Genomic DNA, 17,768 nt, shown 5'->3' with positions numbered 1-17,768 from the left:
ATGGATAATTCCTTACTGGCTGTAAGGGATATTAACCATAAATATATTGTAGTAGGAGAAGGGTTTGATTTCCCAAGACTGGATGTATTAATGCTTGCAGCACCTGTATCTTTTGAAGGACGCCTGGAACAGTATGTAGGTAGATTAAACAGAGATTATGTCGGAAAAGAAGCGGTTTATGTGTATGATTATATCGATTCTCATGTGCATTATTTTGATAAAATGTATGCAAAAAGATTGAGAACATACAGGAAGACGGGATTTTCAATCTGGACGCAAGAGTTGCAACCTAAACAAATAATAAATGCAATATTTGATTCTGTAAATTATACCGAAAAATTCGAGCAAGATATTGTAGAGTCAGAAAAAATGGTAGTAATTTCCAGTCCGGATATCAGACAGGATAAAATTGACAGATTTTTACTATTAATAAAGAAGAGACAGGAAGTAGGGGTAAAGGTTACTGTTATTACAACTGATCCGGAAGATATTACTTACGGAAAGTCGGATGTATGTTATGAATTAATCAGAGCAATGCAATTGGTAGGAATAAATGTGATAACAAGAACAGAAGTAGAAGAATGTTTTGCCGTTATTGATGATGAAATAGTATGGCATGGCGGGATGAATCTACTTGGAAAAGCTGATGTCTGGGATAACTTAATGCGTATCAGAAATTCACAAGTTGCAACGGAATTGTTGGAAATCGCTTTGGGATGTTCTGAGGAGAGGAGAAAAAGTGAACCGAAAAAGATATAAGTGTGATCGTATGAAGAAGTGTGCTATATTAGTAAGTTTAGGAAAACAGAAGATAAAAAGAATTGGGAAATAATCAGTTGGGGGTATTAATCAATTCCGGTTTGATGAATCCATGCGGCTTTTGAAAAGGTAAAATGATTTTATTTTACTTATTCCGGAGCGTGGTATATACTAATAGGCAGAGTAACGCACAGATGTGACGAAATTGTCTTTTCAAATATAGACAGCTTTGTCATGGGGACGCTGTGTGGTTAAGATACTGCATAAAAAGCAGGAAAGAACAACGAAAAACGGAGGAATTAGAATGAAATTTCAAAAGCTTGGCAACACGGATATCGATGTTTCGGTGGTTGCATTAGGTACTTGGGGGCTTGGCGGCGGAAGTGTCTGGACAGACGGAGATTCTACAGTTGAGGATGCGAAGCGTCTGCTTGATATTTGTCATGAACATGGTGTAAATTACATCGATACCGCACCGGTATATGGTACAGGAGTAAGTGAGGAACTGCTTGGTAAGGCACTGAAAGGCAGAAGAAATGATTTTGTTTTGCAGACCAAATGTTCGTTGAACTGGAGAAATGAGGGCGGTAATTTCCATTACGAACGAGACGGTTATACCGTTAACAATGACACACGCGCATCAGCAGTGAAAAAGGACGTGGAAGACTCTTTGCGCAGAATGGGAACTGATTATCTGGATTCTGTTATCGTACATTATGTATGCGGCAGCTTTCCAGTGGAGGAAACGGTTGGAGCTTTGGAGAATCTGGTTCGTGAAGGAAAGATCCGCACCTATGGACTTTCTAACAGTCAGCCGGCAGATCTGGCTGCATATCAGGAAGCCGGCGGAAACGTATCTGTTGTACAGGAGTTTTTCAGTATTCTCTCTCCTTTCCATGGCAGAGAATATTTTGATCTGTGTAAAAAGTATAACACGGTATTTCAGACCTATGGTGTTCTGGAGGAAGGATTTTTGACTTCTCCTGCCTTTATGGAACGGGAATTTGCAAAAACCGATATCCGATCCAGAATACCTTGGACAGATCCGGAGAAAAAAGAAGGACTTCGCAGGGCTTTCGAAATCTGGAAACCACTTTGTGAGGAATATCATTGCAGTTTTGCAACGCTGGTAGAAGCCTGGGCACTATCTCAGTATGACCGAATGAGTCTTCTGGTTGGAATGCGAAAAGCTTCCAGTGTGGAAGATACCGTAAAGTGTCTGGATATAAAGTTGCGTGCCGAGGACATCAAATGTATGGAGGAAGCAGTAAAGACAATTCAGGTTGCGGTTCTGGACAAATAGAAAACAGTAAAGGTGGAAAGGAGCGGGATCGTATACCCGGTCCTTTCCTAATTCGGCAAAAGAAGGGGAGAAGAACATGAAAGAACCTATGATGGCAGATAGCCATGAAATCGCAGTTAGAAATTATAAACAACCATTGAGAAATCGTTTGATCATGATGCTGATCTGTATTGGAATTGCTCTTGCATCCTTTTTTGTTGTTTCCAAATGGGCAACTTCGGTTGATTCGTACCGTTGGGTTATCAAAACGCTGAATGGATTGCAGAAAAAAGCACTGGGACTTTCAGGAACAGCAACAGCTCTTGCAACCGATGCTGCAGCAATACCGGGAGAAGCCACAACTCCGATCGCGAATAAGCTGGCAGATGTCGCAGGGTATATGGTGATCGTTTATGCAGTGATCATTGTTGAAAAATATTTACTGACTATCACCGGGTATATTGCATTTAAAATTTTATTTCCTATCGGATGTGTGCTTCTGGCAGCAGGAAACTTTTTGAAAAACGGATGGAAAGAATTTATCTACAGGATCGGAATTAAGAGTATCATTCTGGGTGTTCTTTTGTGGGGACTGGTTCCTACCAGTGCGTGGGTGACGAATATGGTAAATGAAACCTATGCAAAGTCCTATGAAGCTGATTTTTCACTGGAAGATACGGAAGAATTATTAGATGAGGGTGATACCTCTTCAAACACAGACAAGAAGGATGAATCACAAGAAACGAAAGATAAAAAGTTTTCATTCAGTGGTTTTCTTGAGAATGTAAAGGATAAGGTAGATGATGCAATTGATACAGTAGGTGAAGTCACTACAGAAAAACTCTCTGCTTTTGAAGATGGATTAAACAGGATATTGGAGGGTGTGGCAGTGCTGATCGTGACAACTTGTGCCATTCCGGTTCTGGTTATGTTATCCTTTACCTGGATTTTAAAGGGTATCATGGGCCTGAGAATTCCATCTGTTACACTTCAGTCGGTGCCAAGGGTTTCTGAAAGGAAAAGAAAGAAATCTGAAGAAAATTAATTTAGAATTTTGACGAAGGAGAGGAATGATATGACAAAAGATCTGACTACAGGGAAAATCATGCCGATTCTTGTGAATTTCACCGTGCCGCTGGTTTTAGGAAATCTGTTTCAGCTGACTTATAATGCGGTGGACAGTATTATCGTAGGACATTTTGTAGGGAAAGAAGCCCTGGCGGCAGTTGGTATCTGCAATCCGATCAGTACGCTTATGATACTGTTTTTGAATGGATTATGTATGGGCGCAAGTATCCTTATGGGAATTCAGTATGGGGCGAAAGATTATAAGACTTTGCACAGGCAGATCAGTACAACCATGTTGTCGGGAGTCGTTTTTTCGTTTTTCCTGACTTTATTTTGTGTGGTATTTGCAGTACCGATCCTGCATCTTTTGCAGGTAGATGCTTCTATTATGGAGATGACGCGGCAATATTTGCGGATTATTTTTATGGGATTAATGTTTACCTTTTTGTATAACTTTTTTTCCAGCACCCTAAGAGCATTAGGAGACAGTGCATCGCCTCTGTATTTTCTGATCATCAGTGCAGTCCTGAATATTTTCGGAGATTTGTTTTTTGTCATTGTACTAAAGGCAGGAAGCAATGGATGCGCCATTTCCACAGTGCTTAGTGAGGCACTGTGCTGCCTGTTTTGTGTTATTTATATACAGAAAAAAGTACCGATTCTTCGTCTTGGCAGGAAATGGCTGGTATTTGATGCCAGTCTGCTGAAGAAAACGATTGCTTACGGATGGGCGTCAGCTATGCAGCAGGCTACCGTCCAAATGGGGAAAATTGCGATCCAGGCACTGGTTAATACCATGGGAGTATCCGTAGCTGCCGCCTTTGCAGTTGTTAATCGGATCGATGATTTTGCTATTACACCGGAACAGAATATCGCCCATGCCATGACGGCACTTATGGCGCAGAATAAAGGAGCCGGAAAAAATGACCGTATGCGGGAAGGATTTCGCTGCGGAATGATCCTGGAGATTGTTTATGGAGTGGCTGTTATGGTAATTTGCCTGGTATTTGCCGGAGAACTTATGGCACTTTTCGTAAAAGACGAGGAAGTAATAGGGCATGGTGTCATTTATCTGCATCTGATTGCCGTAATGTATATACTTCCGGCCATTACGAATGCAATCCAGGGATTCTTCCGTGGAATCGGAGACCTGAAGGTAACACTGATGAGCAGTTTTACCAATATGGCGGTCCGGGTCATTGCGGCAGCACCAATGATTTTGCTATGGAACTTCGGGATTGAAGCATTGCCATATTCCTATCTGGCAGGCTGGGTTGCCATGCTGCTGGTAGAAACGCCTTTGATGATTCGGATTTATCGGAAATAATATATAAAAATGCGAAAGGATTCCTTGATCATGTGATTGAGCTTGCAGCATCTACAGCTACAGTAACAGAAGCAGCTGCTGCACTACAGGTAGAACCGGGAATGATTGCGAAAACCATGTCATTTTTGCAAGGGAATAAGCCAGTTCTGATTTTAACGGAAGGAACTGCAAAAGTAGACAACAGAAAATATAAAGATACTTTTCATATAAAAGCAAAAATGATTCCGTTTGAGGAAGTAGAAGATATCATCGGACATGCTCCGGGCGGAGTATGTCCATTTGGTATCAACGAAGGAATAGAAGTCTATCTTGATGAAAGTCTGAAAAAGTTCAATACGGTTTACCCGGCAGCAGGGAATGATCATAGCGCTGTAAAGCTCACTATTCCTGAATTGGAATTGGTAGCAGAAGCGAACGGGTGGGTAGATGTCTGTAAGGAACTGTAAAATTGCCCAGAAAAGGAGCTTATACAGAATCCGGTCCCAATCTCTTTATAAAAGCCAGCGGTGTCATATGATATTTTGTCTTGAATGCCCTGTAAAAATAAGAGAGATTACGAAAGCCGACGGATAAAGATACCTCTAATATGGAGGTGTTTCCGTGCTCAAATAACTCTACTGCTTTTTCCGGCCTGATACTGTTGATATACTGGATACAGGTCATATTCATATGCTTTTTAAAAAAGCGCATAAAATGATATTCGCTGAAATAGCAAAGCTTTGCAAGTTCAGAAACCGACAGAGCTTCTGCATAATTCTGATCAATATGATCAAGTACAATTTTTAATTTATCGGAAGAGTCTGATTCTGTAGAGGATCTTGCGTTACTGTACTGGAGCAGAAGAAAAAGAGTCTGCAGCAGACAGGATTTTATGGCGAGTTCATATCCAAACATCCGGGCGTCGTACAGGGAAACAAGCTGTGAAAAGTACTCTCTGAGAGAATCATAGGCAGGGTGTTCCAAGGTAATGAGATATGGCAAGGCTAATTCGTGATTTACCATAGGTGTAAGATAGCGGGCAGAACAGATATCTGCATTATTTCCACCCAGAAGATTCATATGGAACACATAGGTTTCCGAGCAGAATTCTGCACTGTTTTTCAGGATAATGGAATGCAGGAGTAAGGGTGGAATAAACAGGATATCTCCTGTACCTGCTTCGTATTCCATCAGATTGATCTGGTAAATACAGGATCCCTTTGTTATGAGGGTCAGCTCTGCCTCTTCGTGCCAGTGCGTTGTTATGACAGGAGAATCTGCTGAGAGTTTTGAGATATATTTCTGAATCGGAAAATAAACCTCTCCATGTTTTGCGTTTTCTTTTTGCTCCGGTATAAGTGAATGCGGTGTTTTCATATTTCTAATACCTCCATAATAGCAGAATTGTGTTATAAAATGAAAAAATAATACAAGATTTGTTACGATTAAGATTATATAATAGCAGTATAATACAGCCAAAGAAATAAAGCAATGGCGAAGCAATACGATGATCATATATGAAAGAGGTTGATAAAAATGGAAAAAAAGTGGTGGCATGACAAAGTAGCGTATCAGATTTACCCAAAGAGTTTTCTGGATACAAATGGAGACGGAATCGGAGATCTGAGAGGAATTATTTCTAAACTGGATTATCTGAAAAAGTTAGGGATTGATATTATCTGGTTATCGCCTGTTTACAAATCACCATTTGTAGATCAGGGATATGATATTGCGGATTACTATGCAATTGCTGAAGAGTTCGGAACAATGGAAGAATTTGATGAACTGCTGGCGGAAGCAAAAAAACGAGACATGCATATTATTATGGATCTGGTTATTAATCATTGCTCCGACAAACATGAGTGGTTCCAGAAAGCTTTAGCAGATCCGGATGGAGAGTTTGCAGATTATTTTTATTTCCGCAAGGGCAAAAACGGAAATCCACCGAGCAATTACCGCTCTTATTTTGGAGGAAGCTGCTGGGAAAAGGTACCGGGAACGGACAAATATTATTTTCACATGTTTGCAAAGGAACAGCCGGATCTGAATTGGGAAAATCCGAAGTTACGGCAGGAACTGTACAAAATGATCAACTGGTGGCTGGAAAAAGGTCTCTCCGGTTTTCGAATCGACGCGATCATCAACATCAAGAAGGATCTGGACTTTCCTGATTTTGCACCGGATGGGAAAGATGGTCTGGCAAGCTGCTGGAAGATGGTTGAAAGTGTAGACGGAGTAGGGAAGCTGCTGGAAGATCTGAAAAAGTCAACTTTTGAAAAGTATGATGCCTTTACAGTAGGAGAAGTATTTAATATGAAACCGGATGAATTACCGGAATTTATTGGTGAAACTGGTCATTTTTCAACGATATTTGATTTTAGCGCCCATACGCTCACCGATGGAGAACATGGATGGTATGATGCTCCGAAGCTGGAATTTGCGAAATGGAGAGATGCGATCATTCAGGCACAATTAGAAACACAGAAGTATGGCTTTAAGGCGAATATCATTGAAAATCATGATGAGCCAAGAGGAGCATCCAGATTTTTACCTTCTTATGCCCAGACACCGGAAGGAATCAAGATGCTTGGTACCGTCAGTCTTCTGCTCAGAGGAATTCCTTTCATTTACCAGGGGCAGGAAATCGGTATGAGAAATGCCGAATGGAACAGCATGGAGGAATTTGATGATATCAGTACAAAAGACCAGTATCATACTGCCCGTGAAGCAGGATTGTCGGATCAGGAAGCATTAGAAGTATGCAGTCGTATGAGCCGTGACAACGCGAGAACACCGATGCAATGGAACGGTGAAAAAAATGGCGGATTTACAAAAGGAACGCCATGGTTAAAGGTAAATGCCTCTTACGAAGAGGTGAATGTGGAAGCCCAGGAGCAGGATATGGATTCTGTTCTGAATTATTATCGTAAACTGGTTGCACTGCGTAAATCGGATGAACTGAAAGAAGTATTTACCTATGGAGAATTTCTTCCGGAATATGAAAATGTGGACAGAATCATGGCATTTTATCGTAAAAATGAATCCAAATGTATTCTTGTAGCTGCTAATTTCGGAAAGGATGCTGCAACAATCAAATTGAAAAGCGATATAAAAAAAGTATGGCTGTCGAACCGGGCAGAGGAAATGGCAGACTGTGAAGCAGATACGTTGAATTTACGGAGCTGTGAAGTTGTGGTTCTGGAATTAGAATAGTCTGCACAATAGTCCTGGAAAAATTATAAATATGTAATAAAAACAGGGATTGACCTTGCTGGATTATATGCAGCAGATCAATTCCTGTTTGTATATTCGATGAATTAGATCGCTCGATTTGAAACAGCAGTATCAAATTTAGCCGGATTCTGCTATACTGTATAAGAAAAACGTCAGATAAAAGAAGGGTGAAGCATATGATCACATTAAATGACTATTTATATTCAGGCGATACGATTTTTCGGATTTTAAGAAATTATACAGTGGATCTGAAGAAAGAAGCAAAAAAGAATCACAACGAAATAGATCTCATCCATTCCAATTTCCTGATCCAGATCAGGGAACTGCTTGAGCACAATGATTTCCTTACTGCACAGTCGCAGAAAATCAGGGAGTTTTATAAATATATGGTACAGGAATATCCTCTGCTTGCCTTTACTTTTAAAGGAAGGATCAAGTCGCTGATCCGTGCAGAGGAAAAATTCAACGGGTATATTGTAGAATATATTTATGATTATTACGAAAAGCATCATACCTATCCGTCGGTGCCGGACCTAAGGGAAAAGCTGAGCTGCTTTCGGGATATTATCGCATACCGTCTGGTAATCTCTCTTCCGAAATGCAATATCAGGGATGACAAACTGCGAGAGGAAGAGGAAATCAAGTATTTATACAGGATCGCGAATGTTCTTCCGGGCTTTCTGGAGGAAAGAGGGTTCACGGCAGAACCGGCAAAGGGAGTGCTTGAAAGTACCTCTCCGTTTTTGGACGAGACGGTGAAACCTTATTATCGGGATTATATTTCTAACGGAAATGAAAGCAGCTATCAATCACTCCACATCACATTTTACGACAACTGTTCGAGAAGCTACATGGAAGTGCAGCTGCGGACAAAGAAGATGGATGATATAGCGGAGATTGGAGCAGCAAATCACCAGGCCTACGAGAAGGAACAGGAAAGAGTCAGGGCAAGAAGAGAAGCCATTCCGGAAGGAGAATGCATTTATTTTGATGAGGCATACGAAAGAGGAATGCGGCTTTTGGGGCTGGAACTGAAGGATCTGGAAGTTAATATGTTTGCTGCGGCAAATAACAGTCTGATCAATGACGGATGCGGATTATACCGGGGCAGACTGATCCTGCCGTATGAACATTTATCAAGACTCCAGACGGATCTGAACGATTAAAAGGATTATAAGAATGAATAAATCAGATACAAAAAAAGCATATTACCATCTCCCGGTCAGAGAAGAGTTGTATCTGGATAATATGCCGGATCTTTTTTTAGAAAAGAATGAAAAAGAAGAGAGGATAAAAAATGGAAGAAAAGAAAAATCAGACAGAACCGGAAGTCTGTAAAGTGGCAAAAAAATGCGGAGGATGCCAGTATCAGGGAGTGCCCTATAAGGAGCAGCTGAAAAAGAAACAAAAAGCGGTAAATGCATTGTTGTCGAAATTTGGAAAAGTAGAACCGATCATCGGAATGGAGAATCCGTATTATTACAGAAACAAAGTACACGCCGTATTTGACAGAGACCGAAGGGGAAATATCATATCCGGAACCTATGAAGCGAAGACCCACCGGGTCGTTCCTGTTGAAAACTGTCTGATAGAGGACAAAAAAAGTCAGGAGATCATCCGGACAATCCGTGGACTTTTGAAATCTTTTAAGATCAAGACCTATGATGAAGATACAGGATATGGCCTGTTCCGTCATGTGCTGATCAGAAGAGGATTTAAAAGCGGAGAAATCATGGTGGTTCTGGTGCTTGGATCACCAATCCTTCCATCGTCTAATAATTTTGTAAAAGCACTCAGAAAAGAACATCCGGAGATTACGACGGTTGTACTGAATATCAACGACAGAAAGACCAGTATGATCCTTGGGGAGAGAGAAAAAGTGTTATATGGGAAAGAATTTATCCGGGATGAACTCTGCGGGTGTACCTTCCGGATTTCACCAAAGTCTTTCTATCAGGTAAATCCGGTGCAGACGGAGATCCTTTATCAGAAAGCGATTGAATTTGCACATCTGACAGGGAAAGAAAGCGTGATCGATGCCTATTGTGGAATCGGAACGATCGGTCTTATCGCTTCGGGACATGCAAAAGAAGTGGTTGGTGTGGAACTCAATAAGGATGCTGTAAAGGATGCAAAATTAAACGCCAGAGAAAATCAGATCCGGAATGTGAAGTTTTTCCAGGGAGATGCCGGTGAATTTATGGAGGCAATGGCAGCAGAAGGAAAAAGTATGGATGTGCTGTTTATGGATCCGCCGAGAGCCGGAAGTGATGAGAAATTTATGGCATCGGCAGTGAAGATGGGACCGGAGAAGATCGTGTACATTTCCTGCAATCCGGAGACACTGGCAAGAGATCTGAAGTATCTGACAAAAAAAGGATATCAGGTAAAAAAGATACAGCCGGTGGAAATGTTTGCGTTTACAGAGCATTTGGAAACCGTCGTACTCTTATCGCGATAACAAAAAGATTGATAAAAAAAGTAGGACAATCGTCTTACTTTTTTTGTTTTTAGTCAAATGTTAACATTTGACAATTTGTTAAAAATGCCCAAATTGTAGAATGTTAACAATCTGAATGTGTGTGAACGAAAAACAGATATCGTCCATATATGTAGTAAAATCCGTCCATGAAAGACTTGTTTTTCTGTATACAATAAAAATACGGCGTATTCCACAAAAATGCACAAAAACGAAAACGACAATAGATGTTTAATTGGTAAAATGTTATAATTGCCTTAACACAAAGTTTATGGAGGAATGCAAAATGAAAAAGAGAATGATAGCCCTTATGCTGGCTGGTATCATGGTATTCTCAGCCACAGCCTGTGGCGGTGGAGGAGCTTCCAGCAAGAACCAACAGAACCAGGATGATGGCGAAAGCAAACAGGTTGGAGTTGAGGTGACCGAAGACATGCAAAGTGCACCACCGGAAGATGCTCCTGTGGGGGGACAGGTAGTAGTTGCAATTTCACCGGGTACTTTATCACCGGATATGTACGGCGGCTGGTCTAACAATGCAACAAACTCCGGATTCATCGGATTGATGAGTGGTTACGCCCTCGCTGATTACAATCGTGATTATGTTCTTGATTGGGACCCGGTTGTCGTTAAAGATCATGAAGTGATCGAGAACGACGACGGAAGCAAGACATACCGTTTTGAAATCAATGATAACCTGAAATGGAGTGACGGTTCTCCGATCACAGCAAAAGATTATGTATTCAGTCTTCTGCTTCACTCTTCTCCGGAATTTGCAGCCTGTGAAGGTGATGCAACATACGGATGGGCTTTAGTTGGATACAACGATCATGTACAGGGAACAACAAAAGAATTCGCAGGTGTTAACCTTCTTGGGGATTACGAATTCTCTATGACAATCAGTGCAGATCAGCTTCCGAACTACTATGAGATGGCAAATGTTGCCTATGGACCGGAACCGCTTGCAGCAATCGCTCCTGGATGCGACGTGAAGGATGATGGAAACGGAGCATACCTCACAGACGGATTTACAGAAGATCTCATCAGAGAAACCTTACTTGATCCGGATAAAGGATTCCGTTACAAAGCACCGGTTGTATGCGGACCTTACAAATTAAAGAGCGTGGATCTTACAACAGAAACTGTTGAACTTGAGGTCAACGAAGAATACCTTGGAACCTATGATGGAACAAAACCACATATCCAGACAATTATTTCCAAACCGGTTGCAGATGAAACAATCCGTGACGAATTTGAAAAAGGAACAATCGACTTCTACTCAGCAGGTACGGGAGAAAAGATCGAAGCTGCTTTAACAAAAGTAGAAGAAGGAAAATTAGATGCAAACTATGGTCTTGTACCGGGAACACGTATCAACGAGATGCGTTACATGTGTGACTTTGGACCGACACAGTTTGAAGAAGTAAGACGTGCAATCGCTTACATCGTAGACCGTGATGAAATCAACAAACAGTTAACAGGCGGATACGGTACAGTAGTAGACTGTTATGCAACAGATGCAACAACAGATTTTGCAGCAATCAAAGATGATATTGAATCTGAACTGATTCACTACTCATATGACCTTGATAAAGCAAAACAGGAACTCATCGATGGTGGATGGACACTGAATGAAAAAGGTGAAGAGTATAAAGAAGGTACAGACAAATACCGTTACAAAGAAGTAGATGGTGAATTGATGAAATTAAAAGTTGAAGTAGCATGCTGTGAAGATGACTACTCAAAACTTTACAACACAGTAATCCCACCGGAAGCAGAAAAGATCGGTATGGAATACAAATACACATCTATGGATTTCGCACTTATGATCAATCACCTGACTCGCCAGGGTATCGACGAACCGGAATATAACATTTTCTACAGCAGTATCGGAATTCCGGAAATTCTCTTCTACTGGAACTGTTTCGATGATGATCCGAGCTTAATGGGAACATGGAATGTTAACTATATTTCTGATCCGGAATTAAAAGCGATCGGTAAAGAGATGCAGAAAATTGATCCTGAAGACATTGACGGATTCAGAAAATTATATGGAGAATTCCAGCTGGCTTACAACAAAAAACTTCCAAGTCTTCCAATGGGATCAGGCGTTTCTTACATGTTCTTCAATCCGAAGCTTAAGAATTTCGTTCCTAGAGCTCATGTGGGATGGGGAGCAATGGTATTAGATGCATATGTTGAAGAATAAATAAGAAGGATTCATTAGAATAGATCAATTCTATTAACATCTGATATGCATGACAAAACAGGGAGGACAGAACAAAGGGAAACGTTCTGTCTTCCCGTATCTTTTCTTAGTGTGAAAAACAAAATTATGACGAAGTATTCAGAAAGAATCACATGTCATAGATAATTCAGGATAACTATATAATCCAGAAGGAGAAAACTACATTATGGCAAAATACATATTGAAAAGACTTGGTTATATTATTATAGTATTCTTCCTGCTTTCCATCTTACTGTTTGGTATCTTCAAAATGGTACCTGGTGATCCTGCCAGACTTATGGTCGAGGGACAGAAGCAGAGCGTTTCACCGGAACAGTATGAGATGCTCTATCAACAGGCAAGAGTACGTCTTGGACTTGATAAACCGATTCCGGTTCAGTATTTAAGCTGGATGGGAAATATCTTACAGGGAGATTTCGGTTACTCTACCGTATATCGTATTCCGGTTAAAGAACTGATCGGACCGCCGATGAAAAATACAATCGCATTAAACGTTGTATATTATATTTTCCTTTTCGCGATCGGAATTCCGCTGGGAATCAAATGTGCAGTAAAAAAAGATACGGTATTTGATACATCACTTCAGGTAGCAACAATGATCGGTATCAGTATTCCTTCATTTATTTCGGCGCTGATCTTTATCTACCTGTTTGCGATTAAAATTCCGATTTTCCCGATCAGTGGAATGGTTACAACCGGTGCGAATTTCACTGGCTTCAGAGCATTCTTAGATTATTTATATCATATGGCACTTCCTATCATTGTATGTCTGACAGGTATCGGTGGACTGATCCGTTATGTCAGAGGAGCTCTTCTTGATGCATTATCTATGGATTATGTTAGAACAGCCCGTGCTAAAGGTCTGAAAGAAAAAACTGTTATTTACAAACATGCGTTCCGTAACGCAATGATCCCGATCACAGGCTGGATCGTAGGCTCTATCGTAGGTATCTTTGGTGGAGCGGTTATCATTGAGACCCTGTTCTCATGGAAAGGTGTCGGAAAACTTCTGATCGATTCCTTGAACCAGCATGACTATACAGTCGCATTGTCCATGCAGATGTTTTACATTTTGTTAGGACTTGCTGCAAACCTGATCACAGACTTATGTTACTGTATCGTTGATCCAAGAATTAAACTCGATTAGGAGGAAGACAAATGTTATTTGGAAAGAAGAAAGAAAAAGAGCAGCGTTCCGTTCTTGAAGAAGAACAGATGCAAAGTCCTTTTCGTACGATTATAAAAAATCTGCTGGAAAACAAACTGGCTATGGGGGGATTGATCGTATTCGTATCAATTTTTGCAATGTGTTTTATCCTTCCGATCTGGTTTCACCAGGATTTAAACTATCAGGATCCAACACAGAAAAATATCGCACCGGGATTTTCATTCCTTTCGGTTCCATCAGATTTAAAAGACAATGCCGAAGTGATTGAATTTGGTCCGACATACGGTGTAGGAGTTGACAAAGACGGTTACGTTTATGAGTGGGGACAGTTAACGAAAAACCTGAAAAAAATCCCGGCTGATATGGGAAAAGTTGTTGATATCGCAGTTGGTCAGGATCATGTGCTGGCAATCAACGATAAAGGTAATTTATATACCTGGGGCTTCAACCGAATGGGACTTAATGTGATCCCGCCGGAGCTGAAAGGCAAAAAAATCGCTGATATTGAAGCGGGATATCAGGTATCCGTTGTTGTAACAGAAGACGGAAAAGTTGTTTCATGGGGAAACACAAGTGCAGTTGATATTTCTACAGCTAATGTAAAGGACGAAAAAGTCAAAGAAGTAAAAGCAAATATTCAGACAGCCATCGCCCTTACAAAGGATGGAAAAGTCATCTCTCTTGCAAAGAAAGAAACTGCTTTAGATAATGTACCGGAAGAGATTCAGGGAAAAGTAGAGAAAATCGCTTTGACAGATAAAGCAGCAGCGGCTGTACTAAAAGATGGTACCGTAAAAGTCTGGGGAAACAACCATGACCATATTTTCTCTGTACCGGAAGAAGTACAGGGCAAAGCGGTGGATATTTCAGGTGGACGTAACCATCTTGTTGTTGTGACAGAGGATGGAAACGCGGTAGCCTGGGGCGGAAACGAAAACAAACAGGCAACAGTTCCTACAAAAGCATCCAATATTGCAAAATTAACTTCCGGTTATTATCAGAACTGCATCATCAAAGAAGATGGCTCTGTTGTAACATGGGGACTGAAAGGTTACTTACTTGGGACAGATAACCTTGGAAGAAACGTATTCTATCGTATCTTAAAGGGTGGACAGATGACTATGACCGTTGGATTCATCGCTGTTATCATCCAGTTCGCGATCGGTATCTTAGTAGGTGGTATTTCCGGATACTACGGTGGAACCGTGGATATCCTTCTTATGCGTCTGTCAGAGGTTGTCGGATCCCTTCCGTTCATCCCACTGGCACTGATCCTTTCTGCTTTGATCGGAAATAAAGTATCTGATGTCGGAAGAATCATCATGATCATGTTGATCCTCGGTTTCCTCGGATGGACTGGTATCGCAGGTCTCGTCCGTGCACAGGTGCTTGCAGAGCGTAACAAAGAATTCGTTGTTGCTGCAAAAGCACTGGGGGTAAGAGAAAAGAATATTATTTTCCGTCATATCGTACCGAACGTAATGACGATTATCATTGTACAGGCAACAATCTCATTTGCAACCTGTATGTTAACAGAATCCGGATTATCATTCTTAGGATTCGGTGTTGCAGAGCCAATTCCTTCATGGGGAAATATGCTGAACAACTGTCGTTCTTCAGAAGTTATCTCACAGTACTGGTGGAGATGGGTATTCCCGTCAGTTGTATTAGGACTTTGTACTGTAAGTATCAACTTGTTTGGTGACGGACTTCGTAGAGCAGTTGACCCGAAAGCAAATGAAAGGTAGGAATAACGATGGCATATTTATTGGAAGTAGATGATCTACATACATTTTTTAAGACAAAAAAAGGAATTGTAAAAGCGGTCAACGGTGTTTCCTATCGAGTAGAGCCTGGGAAAACATTAGGTATCGTAGGAGAATCCGGAAGTGGAAAGAGTGTATCGGCAATGAGTATCTTAAAGCTTCTGGATGGAAACGGATATATCGACAGCGGTACAATTACTTTCAAGGGAAGAAATCTTGCGGAGTGTACAATCAATGATATGTACCAGATTCGTGGAAATGAGATTTCCGTTATTTTCCAGGAACCGATGACAAGTCTGAACCCGGTATATACGATCGAAAAACAGTTAAATGAAGTTTATTTAACTCATCAGAAAATTACAAAAAAAGAAGCAAGTGAGAAATCACTTGAAATGTTAAAAGCGGTTAAGATCCCGAATCCGGAATCTGTTATGAAACAGTTCCCGCATCAGCTGTCAGGTGGAATGCGTCAGAGAGTTATGATCGCCATGGCTCTTGCCTGCGAACCAAGTCTTCTGATCGCTGACGAACCGACCACTGCTTTGGACGTTACCATTCAGGCACAGATCTTAAAACTGATGAATGAACTGAAAAAGGAAAAAGGGACCTCGATTCTGTTCATCACACATGACCTTGGAGTTATCAATCAGATGGCAGATGAAGTAGCAGTTATGTATTGCGGTCAGGTTGTGGAAATGTGTAAAGCAAGAACTATATTTGCAAAAGAGACAACCTGCTCACATCCATATACGGAAGGACTTATGACTTCAATTCCGCGTCTGGATACACCGGTTGGAGCAAGACTTGAGGCAATTCCGGGAGCAGTACCTCATCCGCTGGATCTTCCGAAGGGATGCAAATTCGCTCCGCGTTGTAAATATGCAACAGAGAAATGTTTGAATGAAGAACCAAAATTAGAGTTGGCAGAAGACAATCACTTGATTCGTTGTTTCTACCCGGATAAGGAGGCACGCCATGCCAAATAATGATGAAAAGAAAGTGCTTTTGAAGGTCACGGATCTGAAACAGTGGTTTCCACTTAAGAAAACAAAGCTGTTCCAGAAAGAGCAGGAGTATGTAAGAGCCAATGACGGAATTACTCTGAATATTTACGAAGGAGAAACAGTTGGTCTTGTTGGAGAATCCGGATGCGGAAAATCAACATTTGGAAGAACTTTACTTCAGATTTACAAACAGACAGAAGGTAAGACAATGTATTACGGCAGAACTCTTACCGATATGGCACCGCTTTATGTAGATGAGACAATTAAAAATATTTCTTCCAGTAAAAAGAAAATTGCTGAATTAGAAGCAAAGGCAGAAACATTAAAAGCAGAATATGAAAAAATGGAAGATTCTGCGGAAAAATTCCAGAAACAGGCTGAATGTGAAAATATCCAGAAGAAATGTAATATGGAATTTCTGAACCTTGTTCAGATCATCGGTGGATTCTACAGCTTAGATGACACAAAAGAAGCAGAACAATTACTGCTTGACAAATTTAAAGTTGCCAGAGTGATCAGCGGTTTAAATGAAGAAAACCAGATGGAAGGCACAGATAAGACAAAAGAAATTGCAGAGAAGATGGTTGAACTTGAAAAGGCGGAAAAGAAATTAGAAGAACTCCGCAGCAAATATAAAAACGATGAAGCTTTTGCAAAATACGAAGCATACCGTGATGATGGAGTAGATCTTGCGAGACTTAAAACACAAGAAATGCGTTTCCTCCGTAAAGATATGCAGATGATCTTCCAGGATCCATACTCATCACTGAATCCACGTATGACAGTTGGACAGATCATCGGAGAAGGCCTTCTTGCACATGGCATTTTTAAGAAAAATGATGAAAAAATGCAGGCATATGTAATGGAAGTTATGGAAAAATGTGGACTTGCACCATACATGATCCATCGTTATCCACACCAGTTCTCCGGCGGTCAGAGACAGAGAATCGGTATTGCACGTGCACTTGCATTAAAACCAAGATTTGTAGTCTGCGATGAGGCGGTTTCCGCACTTGACGTTTCCATTCAGTCACAGATCGTCAACCTTCTGAAGGATCTCGGAAGCGAAGACAATCTTGCATACTTATTTATTTCACATGGTTTGAGTGTTGTAAAATATATCAGTGACAGAATCGGTGTTATGTACCTTGGAAACATCGTAGAGCTTGCTGAGTCACAGGAAATGTTTGACCATCCGACACATCCGTATACAGAAGCATTGTTATCGGCAATCCCGACAACAGACGTCGATTCTGACAGAGAGATGATTCCGCTTGAAGGAGATATTCCAAGTCCGGTTCATCCGCCAAAAGGATGTAAGTTCCATACAAGATGTAAATACTGTACAGAGATCTGTAAGCATATTATACCGGAACTTGTGGAAATGAGACCGGGACACTTTGTGGCCTGTCACAATCCACTTGGAGTAGAAAAGGATTCATAAGGTTAATAGA

14 protein-coding genes and 1 pseudogene are annotated in these 17,768 nt (G+C 40.9%); 14 read left to right on the top strand and 1 reads right to left on the bottom strand.

Features of this window, described 5'->3' with window-relative positions; all coding sequences use genetic code 11:
- The 5 genes and pseudogenes from G4407_RS08380 to G4407_RS08360 form a co-directional block, all read left to right on the top strand.
- Positions 1-759, top strand: a pseudogene (locus G4407_RS08380) (TOTE conflict system archaeo-eukaryotic primase domain-containing protein); the annotation flags it as partial.
- A 304-nt stretch (positions 760-1,063) separates the two neighbouring features.
- On the top strand, positions 1,064-2,062 hold the full coding sequence (locus G4407_RS08375) for an aldo/keto reductase (protein WP_173688502.1): 999 nt from the start codon (positions 1,064-1,066) through the stop codon (positions 2,060-2,062).
- Positions 2,063-2,138: 76 nt separating this feature from the next.
- The gene (locus G4407_RS08370; RefSeq protein WP_173688501.1) at positions 2,139-3,086 is read left to right on the top strand and encodes a hypothetical protein; all 948 of its coding nucleotides are present in this window, start codon (positions 2,139-2,141) and stop codon (positions 3,084-3,086) included.
- A 30-nt stretch (positions 3,087-3,116) separates the two neighbouring features.
- On the top strand, positions 3,117-4,436 hold the full coding sequence (locus G4407_RS08365; protein ID WP_173688500.1) for an MATE family efflux transporter: 1,320 nt from the start codon (positions 3,117-3,119) through the stop codon (positions 4,434-4,436).
- Positions 4,433-4,882: a YbaK/EbsC family protein gene (locus tag G4407_RS08360; RefSeq protein WP_173688508.1), complete on the top strand. Its 450-nt coding sequence runs from the start codon at positions 4,433-4,435 to the stop codon at positions 4,880-4,882. Before G4407_RS08365 ends, G4407_RS08360 begins: the two co-directional genes overlap by 4 nt.
- Positions 4,883-4,901: 19 nt before the next feature.
- Here G4407_RS08360 and G4407_RS08355 read toward each other — a convergent pair whose 3' ends face one another.
- Positions 4,902-5,792 carry a helix-turn-helix transcriptional regulator gene (locus G4407_RS08355; protein WP_173688499.1) on the bottom strand — a complete coding sequence of 297 codons (891 nt, stop codon included), beginning with the start codon at positions 5,790-5,792 and terminating at the stop codon, positions 4,902-4,904.
- A 159-nt stretch (positions 5,793-5,951) separates the two neighbouring features.
- Between G4407_RS08355 and G4407_RS08350 the strand changes: the two genes are divergently transcribed.
- The 9 genes from G4407_RS08350 to G4407_RS16890 all read left to right on the top strand — a co-directional run bounded on the left by G4407_RS08350 (position 5,952) and on the right by G4407_RS16890 (position 17,758).
- Positions 5,952-7,628 carry an alpha-glucosidase gene (locus G4407_RS08350; RefSeq protein WP_173688498.1) on the top strand — a complete coding sequence of 559 codons (1,677 nt, stop codon included), beginning with the start codon at positions 5,952-5,954 and terminating at the stop codon, positions 7,626-7,628.
- A 197-nt stretch (positions 7,629-7,825) separates the two neighbouring features.
- A complete protein-coding gene (locus G4407_RS08345; RefSeq protein WP_173688497.1) occupies positions 7,826-8,815 on the top strand; it encodes a nucleotidyltransferase family protein in 990 nt (329 codons plus the stop codon).
- Positions 8,816-8,828: 13 nt separating this feature from the next.
- A complete protein-coding gene (locus G4407_RS08340; protein WP_173688496.1) occupies positions 8,829-8,987 on the top strand; it encodes a hypothetical protein in 159 nt (52 codons plus the stop codon).
- Positions 8,947-10,110 (top strand): 23S rRNA (uracil(1939)-C(5))-methyltransferase RlmD, encoded by a 1,164-nt coding sequence (gene rlmD, locus G4407_RS08335; protein WP_173688495.1) that lies wholly within the window; start codon positions 8,947-8,949, stop codon positions 10,108-10,110. Before G4407_RS08340 ends, rlmD begins: the two co-directional genes overlap by 41 nt.
- A 304-nt stretch (positions 10,111-10,414) precedes the next feature.
- Positions 10,415-12,337 (top strand): ABC transporter substrate-binding protein, encoded by a 1,923-nt coding sequence (locus tag G4407_RS08330; RefSeq protein ID WP_243868801.1) that lies wholly within the window; start codon positions 10,415-10,417, stop codon positions 12,335-12,337.
- 205 nt (positions 12,338-12,542) lie between these two features.
- Positions 12,543-13,523, top strand: a complete 981-nt coding sequence (locus G4407_RS08325) for an ABC transporter permease (RefSeq protein ID WP_008369366.1) — start codon at positions 12,543-12,545, stop codon at positions 13,521-13,523.
- 11 nt (positions 13,524-13,534) lie between these two features.
- The gene (locus G4407_RS08320; RefSeq protein WP_173688493.1) at positions 13,535-15,292 is read left to right on the top strand and encodes an ABC transporter permease subunit; all 1,758 of its coding nucleotides are present in this window, start codon (positions 13,535-13,537) and stop codon (positions 15,290-15,292) included.
- 8 nt (positions 15,293-15,300) lie between these two features.
- Positions 15,301-16,296 (top strand): ABC transporter ATP-binding protein, encoded by a 996-nt coding sequence (locus G4407_RS08315; protein ID WP_173688492.1) that lies wholly within the window; start codon positions 15,301-15,303, stop codon positions 16,294-16,296.
- Entirely contained in the window at positions 16,286-17,758 is a 1,473-nt protein-coding gene (locus tag G4407_RS16890; RefSeq protein ID WP_173688491.1) for an ABC transporter ATP-binding protein, read from the top strand. Before G4407_RS08315 ends, G4407_RS16890 begins: the two co-directional genes overlap by 11 nt.
- The last annotated feature ends 10 nt before the right edge of the window (positions 17,759-17,768 follow it).

Origin of the sequence: Allocoprococcus comes, assembly GCF_013300725.1 — a bacterium.
Taxonomy (GTDB): domain Bacteria; phylum Bacillota; class Clostridia; order Lachnospirales; family Lachnospiraceae; genus Allocoprococcus; species Allocoprococcus comes_A.
This window is presented reverse-complemented; position numbering and strand designations above follow the sequence as displayed.

Coding starts and splice junctions, on each gene's coding strand:
- G4407_RS08375 (WP_173688502.1), top strand. CDS start 1,064: ATGAAATTTCAAAAGCTTGGCAACACGGATATCGATGTTTCGGTGGTT.
- G4407_RS08370 (WP_173688501.1), top strand. CDS start 2,139: ATGAAAGAACCTATGATGGCAGATAGCCATGAAATCGCAGTTAGAAAT.
- G4407_RS08365 (WP_173688500.1), top strand. CDS start 3,117: ATGACAAAAGATCTGACTACAGGGAAAATCATGCCGATTCTTGTGAAT.
- G4407_RS08355 (WP_173688499.1), bottom strand. CDS start 5,792: ATGAAAACACCGCATTCACTTATACCGGAGCAAAAAGAAAACGCAAAA.
- G4407_RS08350 (WP_173688498.1), top strand. CDS start 5,952: ATGGAAAAAAAGTGGTGGCATGACAAAGTAGCGTATCAGATTTACCCA.
- G4407_RS08345 (WP_173688497.1), top strand. CDS start 7,826: ATGATCACATTAAATGACTATTTATATTCAGGCGATACGATTTTTCGG.
- G4407_RS08340 (WP_173688496.1), top strand. CDS start 8,829: ATGAATAAATCAGATACAAAAAAAGCATATTACCATCTCCCGGTCAGA.
- rlmD (WP_173688495.1), top strand. CDS start 8,947: ATGGAAGAAAAGAAAAATCAGACAGAACCGGAAGTCTGTAAAGTGGCA.
- G4407_RS08330 (WP_243868801.1), top strand. CDS start 10,415: ATGAAAAAGAGAATGATAGCCCTTATGCTGGCTGGTATCATGGTATTC.
- G4407_RS08325 (WP_008369366.1), top strand. CDS start 12,543: ATGGCAAAATACATATTGAAAAGACTTGGTTATATTATTATAGTATTC.
- G4407_RS08320 (WP_173688493.1), top strand. CDS start 13,535: ATGTTATTTGGAAAGAAGAAAGAAAAAGAGCAGCGTTCCGTTCTTGAA.
- G4407_RS08315 (WP_173688492.1), top strand. CDS start 15,301: ATGGCATATTTATTGGAAGTAGATGATCTACATACATTTTTTAAGACA.
- G4407_RS16890 (WP_173688491.1), top strand. CDS start 16,286: ATGCCAAATAATGATGAAAAGAAAGTGCTTTTGAAGGTCACGGATCTG.